The following is a 14,788-nucleotide window of genomic DNA, read 5'->3' as shown; positions in this document are numbered from 1 at the left end:
GCCCAGCCGGCCGGACGCCGTGGCACTCACCTGGCCGTCATGCCTGACCGTCCTGCATGCCTGACCGTCATGACGGTGCACGCGTCCACATGGCCGCACCTGGCAGCGAGGGGCGTGAGACGACGAGCCTGCTCGCGTCCGCTCGCCGCTACGGTCCCGGTGTGCACGTCGTGACATTCGCCGCCGGACCGTTGTCCTTCCCGCTCACGCCGTTCGACTCCGCAGACCGGGTGGACCTCGACGTCCTACGCGTCCACGTGGAGCAGCAGGTCTCGGCCGGGGCGGCGGCGGTCTTCGTGGCCTGCGGGACGGGGGAGCTGCCGGCGCTGACGCCTCGGGAGCATCGCGACGTCGTGACGACGGCCGTCGAGGTGGTGGACGGTCGGGTGCCCGTGGTCGCCGGCGCGGGCGGCGGCGCGGGACTCGCGCGGGAGCTCGTCGCCCAGGCCGCGGCCTGCGGCGCGGACGGTGTCCTGCTGTTCCCGCCCTATCTCGTGACGTCGACCACCGCCGGCCTGCTGGGGTACGTCCGCTTCGCGGCAGCGGGAGCGGACCTTCCGGTGATCGTGTACCAGCGGTCGACCGCGGTCTTCCCGCCACCGGTGGTGAGCGATCTGCTCGACATCCCCACCGTGGTGGGGCTCAAGGACGGGCGTGGGGACGTCGACGCCTTACAGCGGCTGGTCACCACTGTTCGCACGAGCGGTCACCCGAAGGCGGCGACGTTCCACTTCCTCAACGGCATGCCGACAGCCGAGATCAGCGCCGCCGCCTATCGCGCGATCGGCGTGGAGCACTACTCCTCGGCGGTGCACAACTTCGCGCCTGACCTCGCGCAGGCGTTCTACCGGGCGCTCGTCACAGGCGACGAGGGCACGGTCCAGACGCTGCTGCGGGTCTTCTATTTGCCCTTCGCCGACCTCCGTGACCAGGTGCCGGGATACGCCGTCGCGCTCGTCAAGGCGGGCGCGCGGCTCGCCGGGCTGCCGGTCGGCGGTGTGCGGCCACCGTTGGTCGATCCCGATCCCGCGCACGTGGACAAGCTGAGCGAGCTCCTCTCCACCGCCCGCGCGGAGCTCGCCGCCCTGGCGGCCGGAAGCACGCCGATCGGAGGCACGCCGATCGGGAGCGTGCCGGTCGGGAGTCGTGAGACACCGAGGGGGAGCGCATGACCATCATCCGCGATGTCGTGGTGACACCGGTCGCCTTTCGCGATCCACCGTTGCTCAACGCCGCCGGCGTGCACCAGCCCTACGCCCTGCGCAGCGTCATCCAGGTGGTGTGCGACGACGGAGTGGTCGGCCTCGGTGAGACGTACGGCGACGACAGCGTGCTCGCGCGACTCCGGGCGATCGCCCCCACGCTCGTCGGGAGGTCGGTGTTCGACCTCAACGGCATTCGCGCCACCGTGGAAGCCGTCGTCTCCGGCGTCGCCGCGCGGGATCCCGACCGGCTCACCGGGGAGGCCTCCCAGTCGCGCGCGGTGCTGTCCGCGTACGCGCCGTTCGAGGTGGCGTGCCTGGACGCACAAGGCAAGGCGCTCGGGGTTCGGGTCGTCGACCTCCTGGGCGGGCCCGCACGCGACACGGTGCCGTTCGCGGCATACCTGTTCTACAAGTGGGGCGGACATCCGGGGGAGCCGCCGGATGCCTTCGGTCCGGCGCTGGACCCGGATGGAGTCGTCGCGCAGGCACGCGCCATGGTGGAGCGGTACGGTTTCCGGTCGATCAAGCTCAAGGGCGGTGTCTTCCCACCCGAGCAGGAAGTCACCGCGATCCGCGCGCTGCGAAAGGCCTTTCCCGACCATCCGTTGCGCCTGGACCCGAACGCCGCGTGGACGGTCGAAACCTCGCGTTGGGTCGCGGCGGAGCTGGACGGCGTCCTCGAGTACCTGGAGGACCCCACACCGGGCATCGCCGGCATGGCCGACGTCGCCCGCACCACCCGCGTGCCACTCGCCACGAACATGTGCGTCGTCGCTTTCGAACATCTGCCGGAGGCGGTGAAGCGCGACGCGATCGACGTCCTGCTGTGCGACCACCACTACTGGGGCGGGCTTCGCCTCTGCCAGGCCCTCGCGACGATGTGCCAGACGTTCGGGATCGGGCTGTCGATGCACTCCAACACCCACCTGGGGATCAGCCTCGCCGCGATGGTGCACCTGGCGGCCGCGACACCGGCCTTGGCGTACGCCTGTGACACGCACTATCCGTGGACGGTCGACGACGTCGTCCAACCCGGAGCGCTCCGGTTCGTGGACGGGAGCGTGCCGGTGCCCGAGGGGCCCGGCCTTGGCGTGGAGCTCGACCACGACGCGTTGGCCCACCTCCACGACACCTACCTGCGGTGTGGCATCCGCCGCCGTGACGACGCGGGTTACATGCGCACGGTCCGTCCGGACTTCGCACCGCCCCGGGGGTCGTGGTGACGACGCGTCGGCGTCGCTGCGCCGCACGTTCTCTTGGTCGAGCGTCCTAGGCCGAAGGTCGGACTCGAGTCTCGTCACGCGACCGATCCGCCGGCTTGCTGCGCGTGCCAGCCTCGAGGCATGACGACGAGTGAACTCGGCTTGGACTACGCCGACCTTCCTCGGCTCCTCACGATGATGACGGGGGACGAGAAGCACGACGCGAGCGCCACCTCGACCTTGGACGTCTTGTGGGTCTTGTACGACCGGGTGCTTCGCGTCTCTCCCGCGACCATCGACGACCCGACCCGGGACCGCTTCCTGCTGTCCAAGGGGCATGGCCCGATGGCGTACTACGCCGTGCTCGCCGCGAAGGGCTTCTTCCCCACCGAGTGGCTGCCGCGGTTCGGCGCGCTCGACTCAGCGCTCGGGTACCACCCCGACCGAGTCCTGATCCCAGGTGTCGAGATCTCCTCAGGCTCCCTCGGGCATGGGCTGCCGCTCGGGGTGGGCATGGCCCTCGGCCTGCGAGCCCAAGGGCTGACCTCCCCGCGGGTCGTCGTCCTCGTCGGTGACGCGGAGCTCGACGAGGGCACGAACCACGAGGCGATCGCGTACGCCGGAGCGGTCGGACTGGGAAACCTCACCACCGTCGTGGTGGACAACCAGTCCGCGACACACGGATGGCCGGGCGGGATCGCCAGCCGCTTCAGCGTCAACGGGTGGACGACGGCCACCGTCGACGGGCGCGATCACGACGCTCTCGAGGACGCGCTCCTGGCTCCCGTGACGTCAGCCGATCGGCGTCAACCCCACGTTGTCGTCGCTGTCGTGGAGCCGAAGTTCGGGTGAGGCCGCGGGGACGGGCCGCAAGAGACACAGCCGCACGAGACAGAGGGACAGGAGCCGTGATGACCACACCGGACATGCGCACGACGTTCGCGGCGGTCGCCAGCGAGCTGCTGGATGCCGACCGCCGGGTGGCGGTCGTGCTGGCCGACATCTCCACGGACCGGTTCGAGGACGCCGCTCGCCGGCACCCTGACCGCGTGATCAACGTCGGGATCCGGGAACCGCTCATGGTCAGCGTCGCGGGCGGGCTCGCGCTCACGGGGATGCGGCCGATCGCCCACTCCTACGCGCCGTTTCTGATCGAGCGTTCCTTCGAGCAGATCAAGCTCGACCTCTCCCACCAGGACGCCAGTGCAGTGCTCGTCAGCGTCGGCGCGTCCTACGACTGGACCGAGGGTGGTCGCACCCACCAGGCCCCGGGGGACGTGGCCCTCATCGACACCTTGCCGGGCTGGGCCATCCACGTGCCCGGTCACGCCGACGAGGTCGCCGAGCTCCTCCGGAGCGCGGTGCGCGACTCGCGCTCTGCCTACATCCGGCTCTCCACGCGGAGCAATGCCGAGGCCCGCCCCGCCGCCACGAGTGGCGCGCTCGACGTGGTGCGTCGCGGTGAGCGGGCGGTCGTGGTCGCGGTGGGACCCATGCTCGACCCGGTCCTGCGGGCCACCGCCGACCTGGACGTGAGCGTCGCCTACGCGGCCACCGTGCGCCCCTTCGATCTCGCCGGGCTTCGCCAGCTGGCCGAGGTGACCGCGCGGGGGGTTGTCGACGTGGTGCTGGTCGAGCCGTACTTGGCCGGCACGTCATCCCGGCTGGTCGCGGAAGCTCTCGTCGACCGGCCGCACCGGTTGCTACCGCTCGGCGTCGGGCGTATCGAGCTGCGGAGGTACGGCACACCGGAGGATCACGACGCGCTGTACGGCCTCGACCCAGCGGGGCTGCGCCGTTCGATCGTCGACTTCCTCGACGGCTCCTCGGTTCAGGTCGCCTGAGCGGCCGGTGTCTGCTCCTCGCGAGCCGCTCACGCGCTGTCGCCCGGCTCGTCACCGTCAGCGGACAGGCTCGTCACCGTCTGAGCGAGCGCGGCGAGGTGAGCCAACCGAGCCAGCTCCGAGTCGAGGATCTCGGGTCCGCCCGATCTGCCCAAGACCAACGATTGGTTCGGGCCGCCGACCGGGACCGCGGCGGCCGCGACGTGGCGCCACCCCTTGTCCGCCCATTCGTCGGGGATGTCCAGTCGGGTCGGGCTGTGCAACGGCAGCCAGAAGGCGTCGCCGTCCGGCGGCTTCGGCGCGGTGGGGGTAGCGTGCCGCACGACCGCCTTCTCCGCATCGTCACGGCTGACGAGGAACGCCCAGTCGGCGCGGAAGACGGTCGGCACCTGCTCGACGAGGACCCGGTCGGCCTCGGCGGGCCGCTCGGTCATCGCCTCGATGGCCTCGAGGTCGTGGCGGAGCTTGCCGCCGAAGTCGTAGCGCGAGAGCCAGGTCACGCGGACGCCGGGCACCGATTGACAGGCGGTCACCAACGAGTCGGCCCGGCCGCCGAGGGGTAGCTCGACCACGAAGTCGTCGACGGCGGTTCCGTCGGGCTGACGCGCGACGACGTCGACCGCGACGATGTCGGCACCGGCGTGGCCCAGGGCCGAGGCGACCGTGCCCAAGGCGCCCGGTTGGTCAGGGAGCACGACGCGGAGCAGGTACACGACGCGATTGTCGCGCGAAAGTCCTCCGGCGGGGCAGCCCTGGTCCGCCTCCCGGGCGCGCACGCGACCGGCGATTTCTTCTGGCCCCTCGCTCGGGGTGCTCGGCACCCGTGCGCGTCGCGGCGCCACGCCCGCCTAGGATTGCTGGACGCCCACGCAGTGCGCACGCCCACGACCGCGGCCGTGCTGTGGAACAGAGCGACGCTGGGCCGGTCCACGCTGCCGACCAGGGCCTACAGGAGGGTCATCTGACATGCCCGCGATCAGCCGCGACGAGGTCGCCCATCTGGCGCGCCTCGCCCGGATCGACCTGACCGACGACGAGCTCGACCATCTCGCACCCCAGCTCGACGTCATCCTGCAGGCGGTCGCCCAGGTGCGCGAGGTCGCCGCTGAGGACGTGCCGCCGATGTCTCATCCGGTCCCGGTCACCAACGTGCTGCGTCCCGACGAGGTTCGACCGGGTCTGTCCGCGGAGGAGGCGCTCGCCGGCGCCCCGGTGGTCGACGGTGAGCCGGCGACCGAGGATGGGCGCTTCCGGGTGCCGCGAATCCTGGGCGAGGAGGCGTGATGACCGAGCTCACCAAGCTGTCCGCGGCCGAGCTGGCCGGGATGATCCGCAGCGGCGAGGTCTCCGCTGTGGAGGTCACCCAGGCGCACCTCGACCGCATCGCCAAGGTCGACGATCGAGTGCGGGCGTTCCTCTACGTCGACACCGAGGGCGCGCTGGCGGCGGCGCGTGCCGTCGACGAGCGTCGCGCGGCGGGGGAGGACCTCGGACCGCTGGCGGGTGTGCCGCTCGGCCTCAAGGACGTCTTCACCCAGAAGGGCGTGCCGACCACGTGCGGCTCGAAGATCCTCGAGGGATGGCGCCCGCCGTACGACGCCACGGTGGTCCGGCGCCTGCGCGAGGCGGGCGTGGTGATCCTCGGCAAGACCAACATGGACGAGTTCGCGATGGGCTCGTCGACGGAGAACTCCGCGTTCGGGCCGACCCGCAACCCGTGGGACACCGACCGGGTCCCGGGCGGCTCCGGGGGCGGGTCGGCGGCCTGCCTGGCGGCTTTCGAGGCGCCGCTGGCGATCGGCAGCGACACCGGTGGCTCGATCCGGCAGCCGGCCGCCGTCACGGGCACGGTCGGGGTGAAGCCGACCTACGGCGGCACCTCCCGGTATGGCCTCGTCGCCATGGCGTCGAGTCTCGATCAACCGGGCCCGTGCGCGCGGACCGTCCTGGACGCGGCGCTCCTGCACGAGGTGATCGCGGGGCACGACCCACTTGACTCCACCTCGATCGACCAGCCGGTACCGCCCGTCGTCGAGGCGGCCCGCAGCGCTGACGTCCGCGGCCTCCGCGTCGGCGTGGTCAAGGAGCTGGGCGGTGAGGGGTATCAGCCTGGGGTCGAGCAGCGGTTCCGGGAGGCCGTCGACCTGCTCGCGGAGCTGGGCGCCGAGGTCGTCGAGGTCTCCTGCCCCCACTTCGTCTACGCCCTCCCGGCGTACTACCTGATCATGCCGAGCGAGTGCTCGAGTAACCTCGCCCGCTTCGACGCCATGCGCTACGGCCTGCGGGTCGGTGACGACGGCATCAGGAGCGCCGAAGAGGTGATGGCGTTGACCCGCGAAGCGGGATTCGGTCCCGAGGTCAAGCGCCGCATCATGATCGGCACCTACGCCTTGTCGAGCGGCTACTACGACGCGTACTACGGCCAGGCCCAGAAGGTCCGCACGCTCATCGCGCGCGACTTCGAGCGGGCCTTCGAGTCGGTGGACGTCCTGGTCTCGCCGACCACGCCGACGACGGCTTTCCGCCTCGGGGAGCGTGTCGACGACCCGCTCGCGATGTACAAGGCCGACCTGTGCACGATCCCGTCCAACCTGGCCGGCAACGCCTCGGCGTCGTTCCCGTGTGGCCTCTCGCCCGAGGACGGACTGCCGGTGGGTCTCCACGTGATGGCGCCGGTCCTCGCCGACGATCGGCTCTACCGGGTCGGCGCGGCCGTCGAGGCCGCCCTGGTCGACCGGTGGGGCGGGTCGTTACTGGAGCAGGCTCCCGCCCTGTGAGCCCGGACGCCGATGTCTCACCGCACGCAGCACGCACCGACTGTCGATCGGTCGCCACTAGGCTGACCTTGCGACGCTCCACCGCCGACGCAGTAGCCGAGGGTGTTGATTCATGACCGTCACGACCGAGCTGATGTCGTACGACGAGGCGCTCGAGCGCTTCGACCCCGTGATGGGTCTCGAGGTGCACGTGGAGCTGGGCACGGCCACGAAGATGTTCTGTGGCTGCCCGACGGGCTTCGGCGCGCCTCCCAACACCCAGGTGTGCCCCACGTGTCTCGGTCTGCCGGGCTCACTGCCGGTCCTCAACGCCGCGGCGGTGGAGTACGCGATCCGGATCGGCCTGGCACTGAACTGCGAGATCGCCTCGTGGTGTCGGTTCGCCCGGAAGAACTACTTCTATCCGGACATGCCGAAGAACTTCCAGATCAGCCAGTACGACGAGCCGATCGCGGTCAACGGCGAGATCGAGGTGGAGGTCGAGGGCCGGACGTTCCGGATCGGCATCGAGCGCGCCCACATGGAGGAGGACACCGGCAAGTCGCTCCACGTCGGTGGGTCCGGTCGCATCCACGGGGCGGAGTACTCCCTCGTCGACTACAACCGCGCCGGCATCCCGCTGATCGAGATCGTCACCAAGCCGATCGAGGGAGCCGGAGCTCTCGCCCCTCAGGTCGCCCGCGCCTACGTCGCCACGCTGCGGGAGCTCATGCGGGACCTGGGCGTGTCGGAGGTTCGCATGGAGCGGGGCGAGCTCCGCTGCGACGCCAACGTCTCGCTGCGGCCACGGGGTGAGACGGCCTTCGGGACCCGGACCGAGACCAAGAACGTCAACTCCCTCCGATCGGTCGAGCGGGCGGTGCGCTACGAGATCTGCCGGCAGGCCGCGCTGCTCGCCAGGGGCGAGCGGATCACGCAGGAGACCCGGCACTGGCACGAGGACACCGGCATCACGACCCCTGGTCGCTCCAAGGAGCAGGCGGAGGACTACCGCTACTTCCCCGAGCCTGACCTGGTGCCGTTGGCGCCGGATCCGGAGTGGGTCGAGAAGCTGCGGGCGACGTTGCCGGAGCCGCCGAGCGCGCGCCGCAAGCGGCTGTTCGAGGCGTGGGGCTTCACCGAGCTGGAGTTCCGCGACATCCTCGGCGCCGGCGCGCTTCACCTCGTCGAGGCCACGGTCGAGGCCGGTGCGACGCCGGCGGCCGCCCGTAAGTGGTGGCTGGGGGAGCTGGCCCGGCGGGCTCGGGAGTCGGGCGTCGAGCTCGACGAGCTGCCGATCACCCCGGCCCAGGTGGCAGAGGTCCAGCGGCTCGTGGATGCCGGGAAGATCAACGACAAGCTAGCCCGCGAGGTCTTCGACGGCGTGCTCGCCGGTGAGGGCTCGCCGGAGGAGGTCGTGGCGGCCCGTGGGCTGGCGGTGGTCAGTGACGACGCCGCGCTCGGGGCGGCGGTCGACCAGGCCATCGCGGCCAACCCGGAGATCGCCGAGAAGGTGCGTGGTGGCAAGGTCGCCGCGGCCGGACCGCTGATCGGTGCGGTCATGAAGCAGATGCGGGGGCAGGCGGACGCCGCCCGGGTGCGTCAGCTCATCCTCGAGCGGCTCGGTGTGAGCTGACCTGGCCGGTGGGAGCGCCGGTGTGCGCTCCGCGGACGCCAGTGAGCTCAGCCGACCCGGGTGAGCGGAGCGGGGACCACGTCACCGTCCCGGCTCCACGTGCCCGACGCGGATGCACGTCGCTCGCGCGTCACCGCCAGGTGACCGCCGCCGCCCAGATCACACCGAGCAGGGCGAACACCACGAAGGTGAGAGCTTTCCAACGCATGATGTCCTCCCGTGGGTGACCCCGCCGCGGTGTCCCGCGCGGGGGTCCGGACGGGCGGTCATCGGCCCACAGACGCCACGTCGGACGCTGCCAGTATGGGTGTTTTGCCTCCGATGTCCAGTTTTCACCACGCCGAGACTCGGCCGCGTCGAGGTCGAGCGCCGGTGTCCAGGGCTGCCCGACGTCGCTCACCGGGTGAGCCGTAGCCGCAGGATGCGGTCGTCGTCCTCGGCTGGACGGCCGCGGCCGTCGGTGTTGCTGGTGGTGAGCCAGAGCGTGTTGTCCGGCGCCAGGGCGACGGTGCGCAGACGGCCGTAGCTCGTCCGGAAGAACATCTGGGGCTTCCCGACCACCCGAGGGCCGTCGACCTGGATCCGCCAGAGCCGCTCGCCGCGCAGGCAGGCCATCCACAGGGAACCCGCGGCGTAGGCGAGGCCGGACGGTGACGCGTCGTCGGGCCGCCATTGCGCCACAGGGTCGATGAAGTCGCTCTCGCCGGCCGTGGGGGACGGTGTCGGCGTGGCGGTTGATCTCGGTGACGTCGTCGGCGAGGGCTTCGTGGCGATGCCCTCCACCTCGGGCCAGCCGTAGTTGCCACCCTTCTGGATGAGGTTGAGCTCGTCCCAGGTGTCCTGTCCGAACTCGGTGGCCCACAGGCGTCCGTCGTCGTCGAACGCCAAGCCCTGGACGTTGCGGTGTCCGTAGCTCCAGACCGGTGAGTTGGGGAACGGGTTGCCTGGTGCGGGTTTGCCGTCGGGGGTGATCCGCAGGATCTTGCCGCCGAGGGAGTCCAGGTCTTGCGCGAGGTCGCCGTGAGAGGCGTCTCCGGTGCCGATGTAGAGGTAGCCGTCGGGGCCGAACGTCATACGGCCGCCGTTGTGGATCGCGCCGGACGGGATGCCGCTCAGGATGACGCGTGGTTTGCCGAGCTCCTGCTTGGCGCGGTCGTACGGCATCGCGATGACGCGGTTGTCGGTCGCGGTGGTCACGTAGGCGAAGACCAGCGGATCTCGGTTGCCCGTGGTGGGGGCCACGGCGAGGCCGAGCAGGCCGCTCTCGGCGACGGCTCGCACACCCCTCACCCGGCCGACCGTGGTCGTGTCGCCTGACTTCTCGATGAGCTTGATCCTGCCGGTGTCCCGCTCCGCCACGAGGGCCTCACCGGTGGGCAGGAACGCCAGTCCCCACGGGGTGGTGAGGTCGTCGACGATCGTGCCGTCCACTGTGGGACGGGCCGGCTTCACGGGCGTGGGGGTGCTGATCGGTCGTGCGGTGGCCGGCGTCCTCGCCGTGGGCGGCGGAGGTGAGGGCGGAGGCGGCGAGGCGGCGGGCGTCGAGGGGTTCGCGCATCCGGCGGTGACCCCGAGGGTGATGGCGGCGACGGCGAGGACGATGGTGCGGCGCACTGGGCGGCTCCTCACGATCTGCTCGGTCTGGGACCTACCCTCACCGTCGAGGCTGACACATTGTGGCCACGGGACGCCTGCGGCTTCGGGATTCCCACGTGTCAGGCTAGGGGCTTGTGCCCGGCGGCACGTCGGGCGCTCGTGGACCGGGCCACCACGTCGCCGGTGGCGACGAGCGATGCCCGCGCCGAGGTGCGATCCGCATCGAGGTTCGGTGGACGACAGGACAATCGAGGACACGTAGCGATGAGCCACACATCCGAACGCGGCACGAGTCGGCCGGTGCGGGTCTGGCTGCCCGAGCCACCCGAGGTGTACGACGGGCTGCCCGACGGTCTGGCGATCGATGTCTACGACGGAACCGGCGACCCGCCCGCCTCTCTCGGCGAGGTGGAGTTCTACGTGACGCCGTACCTGGGTCCCCGCCACACCGTCGAGCTGATCAGGTCGATGCCGGCGCTGAAGGTCGTCCAGACGTTGACGGCCGGCGTCGAGCACGTCACGCCGTACCTGCGCGACGGTGTCACTCTGTGTAACGCGCGCGGGGTTCATGATGCGAGCACGGCGGAGCTCGCCGTGGGGCTCATCCTCGCCAGCCTCCGTGGTATCCCCGACTTCGTGCGTGCGCAGGACGCCGGCGAGTGGGTGGCGGGCCGACGCGAGGCGCTGGCCGACAAGCAGGTGCTGATCCTCGGCGCCGGCTCGATCGCGCAGGCGCTGCGCCGACGGCTCGCGCCGTTCGAGTGCGAGGTGACGTGCGTGGCGCGGAGCGCCCGGGAGGGGGTGGCCGGGATCGACCAGCTGCCCGAGCTGCTCCCGCAGGCGGACGTCGTGGTCCTCCTGGTTCCGCTGACCGACGAGACCCGAGGTCTGGTCGACGCGAAGTTCCTCGCCCGGATGAAGGACGGGGCGCTCTTGGTCAACGTCGCCCGCGGTCAGGTGGTCGACACCGAGGCGCTCGTCGCGGAACTCGTCAGCGGGCGCTTGCGGGCCGCCCTTGACGTCACCGACCCCGAGCCGCTGCCGAAGGGCCACCCGCTGTGGTCCGCGCCGGGGGTGCTCATCAGCCCGCACGTCGGTGGCAACACCTCCGCGTTCCTGCCGCGCGGCCGTCGTCTGGTGAGCGCGCAGCTGCGTCGATACGTCGCCGGCGAGCCGTTAGCGAACGTGGTGACCGGTGCCTACTGACGGAGCCCGTCCGTGAGCGTGTCGGTGGCAGCCATCCGCTCGAAGGTTCAGGGATTCAGGGTGCGAACTCCATTCCTGCGCGTGGCCGCGCTCGCCGCTCCGCCCGTGCTGGCGGCACTCGTCGTGGCGCCGTTCTCGGTTCGGTTCGAGGGTTTCTGGCCATGGGACCCGCGCGTCGTCGACCTTGAGGTCTACCGCTACACGGGGCAGGTCCTGCTGGAGGGCGGTGACATCCTCACCGCCCGCACGCCACGGGACGGCCTGGCGTTCATCTACCCGCCGTTCGCGGCGCTGTTGTGCGTGCCGCTCGTCGTGATCCCGCTCGTGGCGTTGAAGGCGCTGTGGCTCGCGGCCACGGCGATCGTCCTGTTCGCCGTGCTGTACCGGCTCGGCCTGACCGGATGGCCGCTCAGCTTGGTGACGACAGGGTGCGTGTTCTTCGTCGAACCGGTTCGGGAGACGATCGGCTTCGGGCAGGTCAATGTCTTCTTGATGGCGATGGTCGTCCTCGACCTCGTGCCCGGTCCTCGCCTGAGTGGTCTCCTCGTGGGGCGACGCCTGCTGCCGGCGGGGGTGCTCACCGGGATCGCGGCGGCGATCAAGCTGACCCCCGCTCTCTTCGCCGTCTACCTGCTGGTGGCGCGTCAGTGGCGGACCGCCCGGTGGGTGGTGCTGTCGGCGGGGGCGGCGACGCTGCTCGGCCTGGTGGCCCTGCCTCGGGAGTCGATCGCCTTCTGGCAGATCCTGCTGAGCGGCGACACCCGCACCGGCTACACGTCGTTCCTGTTCAACCAGTCGATCCTCTCGGCTGTGCTGCGGTTTCTCGGCGAGACCGGAAGCGCTCATCGGCTCGGTCTGATCCTCAGCGCCTGCGTCGCGTTGGTCGGCGCGTGGGCGGCCGCGCTCTGGCATCGCCGAGGGCATGTTCTCTTCGCCGTGTCGCTGTGCGGTGTGGCCACGCTGCTCGCCTCGCCCCTGTCGTGGACCCACCACTTCGTCTGGGTGGTGCCGCTCGCCTTCGCGATCCGAAACCGTGTCCTTCCCCCGCTCGTTCGGGGTCTGGCGACGGCGTTCGTCTTGTGGGTGAGTGCGGCGGTCTTCAAGCAGATGCCGTGGGGTCAAGGGGTGGAGCTGACGTACGCGTTCGGGGACAAGCTGGTCGCCGCCGTCACCCCGATGCTGGGCGTCGCGCTCGTCGTCGCCGCCGCGGTGACGACGCCACGCCGCTCCACATCGCGGACCACGCGACCGAGACTCGAGACGCCCGCCGTACAGTGATCCTGCGGCGAGCGCGACCTGCCACCGCAGCCGGTATCCGCCACCACGTCTTCAGGACGCCACCGGCGCCCTTCGTGGCCGACGAGGAGCCAAGCACGATGACGTACGACATCAAACCGCGCAGTCGGGAGGTCACCCACGGGCTCGAGCGTGCCGCGGCGCGGGGAATGCTGCGCGCGGTCGGGATGAGCGACGAGGACTGGGAGAAGCCCCAGATCGGCGTCGCCTCCTCCTGGAACGAGATCACGCCGTGCAACCTCTCCCTCGATCGGCTGGCCAAGGCCGCCAAGGACGGTGTGCACGCCGCCGGCGGTTACCCGTTGGAGTTCGGGACGATCTCGGTCTCCGACGGTATCTCGATGGGTCACGTCGGCATGCATTTCTCGTTGGTGTCGCGAGAGATCATCGCCGACTCGGTGGAGACCGTCGTCGAGGCCGAGCGCCTGGATGGGACCGTCTTGCTGGCTGGCTGCGACAAGAGCCTGCCTGGCATGCTCATGGCCGCGGCCCGCCTGGACTTGGCCTCTGTCTTCGTCTACGCCGGTTCGATCCTGCCGGGCAAGCTCGACGGTCGCGACGTCACGATCATCGACGCTTTCGAAGCGGTCGGGGCCTGCGCGCGAGGCCTGATCCCGCGGGAGAAGGTCGACGAGGTGGAGCGGGCGATCTGTCCCGGCGAAGGTGCCTGCGGCGGCATGTACACGGCCAACACGATGGCCAGCGCGGCTGAGGCGCTCGGCATGGCGCTGCCAGGGTCCGCGGCGCCACCTGCCGTCGATCGGCGGCGCGACGCCATCGCCCGGCGCTCCGGCGAGGCGGTCGTGGAGATGCTGCGCCGCGGCATCACGGCCCGGAAGATCCTCACCAAGCAGGCGTTCGAGAACGCCATCGCCGTCGTCATGGCGCTCGGCGGCTCCACCAACGCGGTTCTGCACCTGCTCGCGATCGCCCGTGAGGCCGAGGTCGACCTCACCCTCGACGACTTCAACCGGATCGGGGACAAGGTGCCGCATCTGGCTGATCTCAAGCCGTTCGGCCGTTTCGTCATGACCGACGTCGACCGGGTGGGCGGCATCCCGGTCGTCATGCGGGCGCTGCTCGACGCGGGTCTGTTGCACGGTGACTGCCTCACCGTGACCGGCAAGACGGTCGCGGAGAACCTCGCCGACGTCGCGCCGCCGGACCTGGATGGCACGATCATCCGGGCCCTCAACAACCCCATCCACCGCACTGGCGGCTTGACGATCCTGCGCGGGTCGCTCGCTCCCGAGGGCGCCGTCGTCAAGAGCGCCGGTGTGGAGACCGAGGTGTTCGAGGGGCCGGCTCGAGTCTTCGAGCGGGAGCGCGCGGCGTTGGACGCCCTCGAGGACGGCACGATCCAGCCCGGCGACGTGGTCGTGATCCGCTACGAGGGCCCCAAGGGCGGGCCGGGCATGCGGGAGATGCTCGCGATCACCGGCGCCATCAAGGGCGCCGGCCTCGGCAAGGACGTCCTGCTCCTCACCGACGGCCGTTTCTCCGGAGGCACGACCGGCTTGTGCGTGGGCCACATCGCACCTGAGGCGAGCGACGGCGGGCCGATCGCGCTCATTCAGAACGGCGACCGGGTGCGCCTCGACCTGACCACGCGCACGCTCGACCTGCTGGTCGACGAGGACGAGCTGGAGCGCCGGCGCAAGGAGTGGCAGCCGATCCCGCCGACCTTCACGCGCGGGGTGCTCGGCAAGTACGCCCGCTTGGTGAAATCCGCCGCGCATGGCGCGGTGTGCGGCTGAGCAAGCGCGCCAGGGGCGAGGGCGCACCGCGGTCGTCGTGCGCCCTCGCCGAGCCAGCGGCGTCCATCCCTGTCGCGATCATGAGGTGGACGGTGCGTCCAGAATTCGAGACACGCGACGAGGAAGCTTGACGAGGTAGGCCTTGATTCGAGACTGTGCTTGGGTGCGTGACCAGATTCTCGTACTTCGTGAGCGCGCCGGCTGAGCGATCCACACAGCTCCCAGCCAGCGCGCATCCCCTCGTTGCCCTTCGGGCCGAGGGGTTTTTGCTTCCCACCGAAAAACGATCC

At 70.7% G+C, this 14,788-nt stretch carries 12 protein-coding genes; 10 read left to right on the top strand and 2 right to left on the bottom strand.

Annotated elements, in window-relative coordinates:
• The first annotated feature begins 89 nt into the window (after window positions 1-89).
• The 4 genes from DFJ64_RS03170 (at window position 90) to DFJ64_RS03155 (ending at window position 4,251) form a co-directional block, all read left to right on the top strand.
• Entirely contained in the window at window positions 90-1,172 is a 1,083-nt protein-coding gene (locus tag DFJ64_RS03170) for a 5-dehydro-4-deoxyglucarate dehydratase (RefSeq protein WP_115849083.1), read from the top strand.
• Window positions 1,169-2,428, top strand: coding sequence for a glucarate dehydratase family protein (locus DFJ64_RS03165; RefSeq protein ID WP_115849082.1), 1,260 nt, complete (start codon window positions 1,169-1,171; stop codon window positions 2,426-2,428). Before DFJ64_RS03170 ends, DFJ64_RS03165 begins: the two co-directional genes overlap by 4 nt.
• A 120-nt stretch (window positions 2,429-2,548) precedes the next feature.
• Window positions 2,549-3,259, top strand: a complete 711-nt coding sequence (locus DFJ64_RS03160; protein WP_115849081.1) for a thiamine pyrophosphate-dependent enzyme — start codon at window positions 2,549-2,551, stop codon at window positions 3,257-3,259.
• Between the two features lie 59 nt (window positions 3,260-3,318).
• A complete protein-coding gene (locus DFJ64_RS03155) occupies window positions 3,319-4,251 on the top strand; it encodes a transketolase family protein (RefSeq protein WP_211310472.1) in 933 nt (310 codons plus the stop codon).
• A gap of 29 nt (window positions 4,252-4,280) precedes the next feature.
• On the opposite strand, the gene DFJ64_RS03150 is transcribed toward DFJ64_RS03155, so the two are convergent.
• The gene (locus DFJ64_RS03150; RefSeq protein WP_115849080.1) at window positions 4,281-4,964 is read right to left on the bottom strand and encodes an ACT domain-containing protein; all 684 of its coding nucleotides are present in this window, start codon (window positions 4,962-4,964) and stop codon (window positions 4,281-4,283) included.
• Between the two features lie 253 nt (window positions 4,965-5,217).
• Here DFJ64_RS03150 and gatC point away from each other — a divergent pair, with 253 nt between their 5' ends.
• The 3 genes from gatC (at window position 5,218) to gatB (ending at window position 8,643) form a co-directional block, all read left to right on the top strand.
• Complete coding sequence (gatC, locus tag DFJ64_RS03140; protein WP_115849078.1) at window positions 5,218-5,535, top strand: Asp-tRNA(Asn)/Glu-tRNA(Gln) amidotransferase subunit GatC; 318 nt, start codon at window positions 5,218-5,220, stop codon at window positions 5,533-5,535.
• Window positions 5,535-7,028 carry an Asp-tRNA(Asn)/Glu-tRNA(Gln) amidotransferase subunit GatA gene (gene gatA / locus DFJ64_RS03135; protein ID WP_115849077.1) on the top strand — a complete coding sequence of 498 codons (1,494 nt, stop codon included), beginning with the start codon at window positions 5,535-5,537 and terminating at the stop codon, window positions 7,026-7,028. The genes gatC and gatA overlap by 1 nt, the downstream gene beginning before the upstream one ends.
• Window positions 7,029-7,140: 112 nt before the next feature.
• Window positions 7,141-8,643 (top strand): Asp-tRNA(Asn)/Glu-tRNA(Gln) amidotransferase subunit GatB, encoded by a 1,503-nt coding sequence (gatB, locus tag DFJ64_RS03130; RefSeq protein WP_115849076.1) that lies wholly within the window; start codon window positions 7,141-7,143, stop codon window positions 8,641-8,643.
• A 396-nt stretch (window positions 8,644-9,039) separates the two neighbouring features.
• Here the strand turns inward: gatB and DFJ64_RS03120 are convergent, their stop codons facing one another.
• Window positions 9,040-10,257, bottom strand: coding sequence for a PQQ-dependent sugar dehydrogenase (locus DFJ64_RS03120; RefSeq protein ID WP_115849074.1), 1,218 nt, complete (start codon window positions 10,255-10,257; stop codon window positions 9,040-9,042).
• A gap of 246 nt (window positions 10,258-10,503) precedes the next feature.
• Here DFJ64_RS03120 and DFJ64_RS03115 point away from each other — a divergent pair, with 246 nt between their 5' ends.
• The 3 genes from DFJ64_RS03115 to ilvD all read left to right on the top strand — a co-directional run bounded on the left by DFJ64_RS03115 (window position 10,504) and on the right by ilvD (window position 14,498).
• Window positions 10,504-11,445 carry a 2-hydroxyacid dehydrogenase gene (locus tag DFJ64_RS03115; RefSeq protein ID WP_115849073.1) on the top strand — a complete coding sequence of 314 codons (942 nt, stop codon included), beginning with the start codon at window positions 10,504-10,506 and terminating at the stop codon, window positions 11,443-11,445.
• Window positions 11,446-11,505: 60 nt separating this feature from the next.
• Window positions 11,506-12,723: a glycosyltransferase 87 family protein gene (locus DFJ64_RS03110; RefSeq protein ID WP_170152478.1), complete on the top strand. Its 1,218-nt coding sequence runs from the start codon at window positions 11,506-11,508 to the stop codon at window positions 12,721-12,723.
• 98 nt (window positions 12,724-12,821) lie between these two features.
• Window positions 12,822-14,498 carry a dihydroxy-acid dehydratase gene (gene ilvD / locus DFJ64_RS03105; protein WP_115851785.1) on the top strand — a complete coding sequence of 559 codons (1,677 nt, stop codon included), beginning with the start codon at window positions 12,822-12,824 and terminating at the stop codon, window positions 14,496-14,498.
• The last annotated feature ends 290 nt before the right edge of the window (window positions 14,499-14,788 follow it).

Origin of the sequence: Thermasporomyces composti (genome assembly GCF_003386795.1) — a bacterium.
Classification (GTDB): Bacteria; Actinomycetota; Actinomycetes; order Propionibacteriales; family Actinopolymorphaceae; genus Thermasporomyces; species Thermasporomyces composti.
The sequence above is the reverse complement of the archived record's forward strand: the minus strand, read 5'-3'. Positions and strand labels throughout refer to the sequence as shown.

What these genes read in the sequence shown, in the direction of transcription:
- DFJ64_RS03155 (WP_211310472.1), top strand. Translation starts at nt 3,319, where the DNA reads ATGACCACACCGGACATGCGCACGACGTTCGCGGCGGTCGCCAGCGAG.
- gatA (WP_115849077.1), top strand. Translation starts at nt 5,535, where the DNA reads ATGACCGAGCTCACCAAGCTGTCCGCGGCCGAGCTGGCCGGGATGATC.
- gatB (WP_115849076.1), top strand. Translation starts at nt 7,141, where the DNA reads ATGACCGTCACGACCGAGCTGATGTCGTACGACGAGGCGCTCGAGCGC.
- DFJ64_RS03160 (WP_115849081.1), top strand. Translation starts at nt 2,549, where the DNA reads ATGACGACGAGTGAACTCGGCTTGGACTACGCCGACCTTCCTCGGCTC.
- ilvD (WP_115851785.1), top strand. Translation starts at nt 12,822, where the DNA reads ATGACGTACGACATCAAACCGCGCAGTCGGGAGGTCACCCACGGGCTC.
- DFJ64_RS03170 (WP_115849083.1), top strand. Translation starts at nt 90, where the DNA reads ATGGCCGCACCTGGCAGCGAGGGGCGTGAGACGACGAGCCTGCTCGCG.
- DFJ64_RS03115 (WP_115849073.1), top strand. Translation starts at nt 10,504, where the DNA reads ATGAGCCACACATCCGAACGCGGCACGAGTCGGCCGGTGCGGGTCTGG.
- DFJ64_RS03165 (WP_115849082.1), top strand. Translation starts at nt 1,169, where the DNA reads ATGACCATCATCCGCGATGTCGTGGTGACACCGGTCGCCTTTCGCGAT.
- gatC (WP_115849078.1), top strand. Translation starts at nt 5,218, where the DNA reads ATGCCCGCGATCAGCCGCGACGAGGTCGCCCATCTGGCGCGCCTCGCC.